Source organism: Streptococcus suis, from assembly GCF_019794615.1.
Taxonomy (GTDB): Bacteria; Bacillota; Bacilli; order Lactobacillales; family Streptococcaceae; genus Streptococcus; species Streptococcus suis_AI.
In genome coordinates this window covers 1-2531 of the sequence record NZ_JAIMDU010000041.1, presented here as the reverse complement: position 1 = coordinate 2531, position 2531 = coordinate 1, and the positions used below count along the sequence as shown (strand labels likewise).

The following is a 2531-nucleotide window of genomic DNA, read 5'->3' as shown; positions in this document are numbered from 1 at the left end:
GTGTTTTTAGATACTGATTTTTTTACTCTCATAGATTCGCACCTCACTCTATTATACCACAGTACGAGAAAGTACGCAAGAAATATATACAAAAATTTGACAAAAAAAATAGCGCTATATCAACGATTAGAGCACTTTTGTGTCATTCAAACTGTCAAATTCCCGACGCGTGGAAGTCTGACAGGTTCAGCTTTGCAGAATATCGATTGGTTACGAGACATTCAAGCCTATGCGGATGGAAAAATTGAAATTCTTGTTGGCGGTGGATTAACCACAGAAAATGTTCCAACTTTATTAGAAGCATTACCTATCAATCAAATACATGGAACGAGATTATTTTGGTAAGGTGCATTGAGTCAAATAAAAATTACAGGATAATAATCGTGCGTCTTTTAGAAGTATTTTTACGTTAAGGTTTGTTTAAGCATTGGAAGATACAATATATTTATTCTTTTTCATATAATCTCCACGAAAGCAGTCGACACAGTCGGCTGTTTTCATTTTTGGTTGTTAAAGTCCTTTACACAGCCTAGAAACTGCTAGGGGAGAGCTTCGATAACTTTTTTACGAGATTCAAGTTAACATATCTTATATTGATAGCACCTGGCAATTGTTTTTTTATGTGAAATAAGCAGGTAGATTTTTGAGTTGAAAATGTTTACAAAAATATGTAAACTTGTTACAATAACATTGTAAATAAACAAGTGGGAGGATACCATGGGGACAGCTAGACTTCAAGAAATATCAGACAAGATAGTATTGCCAGAAGGGTATTATGAAAAACTTCTAGAATATGCCAAAGATGGAAAATCCGGTTTCGATGCTGAACTGGAAAGAATTGGTGAACAGGGATTACTGCTTAATATTTATAAAGGAAATGAAGAAGATCGAAATATCATCTTGCCAGATATTGAAAATGTAGACAAGGAAATCAGAGAAGAATTGGCTCAATATGCTGCGTCTCTCTTGAATCCCCTACGTAAAGAATTAGGAACTGTGGCTGTTGAGGTCAGTGATTTAGCATTGGATTATGCCGTTCGCTTAGCTCAATCTTTGAATAGTACCTTGCGCTCTCATAATTATGACAGTCTAATTGCAATTGCAAAAACGACAGGTGTGGAGCCGAAAGGGAAAGATTGTCAGTCATTTTCGGAATACCGAGAACAATACAGTCTCTATGATGCTAAAAAATTAATCTACCGTGCTTTGATATGGCGATTATTTGATGATAGCCATGCGGATTATGGACATGCATTGACTATTTTAGGGTTAGATGAGGATGAGTCTGGAATAGAGCAGATTGGTTTTGCCTTTTCAAAATTTACTCTTGACATTGACTGGTTACTGACCCATATGATTTTTATTCCGAAGGATTGGATTTTGGAAAAAGGTCAGATTTAATTGAGATACCAAGATGATTCCATTCAGAGGGCACTCGGTTTATCCGAGTGTTTTCTGAATCATTCCCGTAGTTATTTATTCCCGTCCTATCACCAGATTAGCACGCTATAAAAAGAAAAATCGCCACGTTAAGTAGCGATTTTTCACTTTTGTGAGCCTCAATGAAACGTCAAAGCGTTATAATAGTTTTAAGTCAAAAATCTCTATTAACGAGGTCTCACTATGAAAATTATAACACAGCTTAACCTTTTTGAGGATCACGAACTAGGTGATTTAGAAAAAATTTTGATGGTATTAGATGGTCTTCCAGAAACGGGTCTCTTTGATAAGTTAGAAGCCAAACGCAAACACGGGCGTAAGGATTATTCTGTTCAATCTTACTTCATTGCCTATATTGCTAAAATAGTTCTTCAGTTGGAAACCGATCAACAGTTGATTCGTCAGTTTAATATGAATAGCCAGCTCCGTCAAATCTGTGGCTTTGAAACTCATGGTGTTAAGCTCAAAAATGGTACTATTAAACTTGTTCATGCTCCCTCTAAGTCTGCTTATTCTCGTTTTATTCAGGACTTGGAAGAGGTCTGTCCAGACATTGACGAGTGGGTTTTATCTGGCATATCTGAACTATACAACCTTCTTCCGGAATTTGGTGTTGACTTAGCCCTAGATGGCAAGTTCATTGATAGTTATGCAACACCATATGGTAAGAAACAAAGAAAGGATAGACGCTCTGACTGTGATGCCGATATGGCTATAAAAAAACGTCATCATAAAAATGGAACGGTCTCTATGGAGAAACACTATGGTTATCGTTGTCATCTTGTGGTTGATGCGACTTATGAACTGCCTGTTGCTTGGGAAGTGACGACGGCCTCAGAAGGGGCACCTACTGTTGCCAAAAGGCTGATTCGAAACATGCGTCAAACGACCACGGAGAGAGCAGAATATTTGATGGCAGACCGTGGTTATAGTGGAATTCCTCTTCAGAATCTCATAGAAGAAGCCACAATTCTTCCTATCATCGATCATCCTCATAAGTGGAAAGAAGATGAAACCAGGCAATACCTTGATACGGATGTGATTTACAATCAATCTGGAGAAGTCTTTTGGGTGGATGACAAGGGCAAAGC

At 37.6% G+C, this 2531-nt stretch carries 2 protein-coding genes and 1 pseudogene; all 3 read left to right on the top strand.

Annotation, left to right across the window (positions count from 1 at the left end; all coding sequences use genetic code 11):
* Positions 1-165 precede the first annotated feature (165 nt).
* A pseudogene (locus K6V43_RS10035) lies at positions 166-345 on the top strand (copper homeostasis protein CutC); the annotation flags it as partial.
* 372 nt (positions 346-717) lie between these two features.
* Complete coding sequence (locus K6V43_RS10030) at positions 718-1401, top strand: SEC10/PgrA surface exclusion domain-containing protein (protein ID WP_222382952.1); 684 nt, start codon at positions 718-720, stop codon at positions 1399-1401.
* A gap of 222 nt (positions 1402-1623) precedes the next feature.
* Positions 1624-2531 (top strand): transposase (locus K6V43_RS10025; RefSeq protein WP_222382945.1); only part of this gene is annotated, 908 nt, incomplete at its 3' end.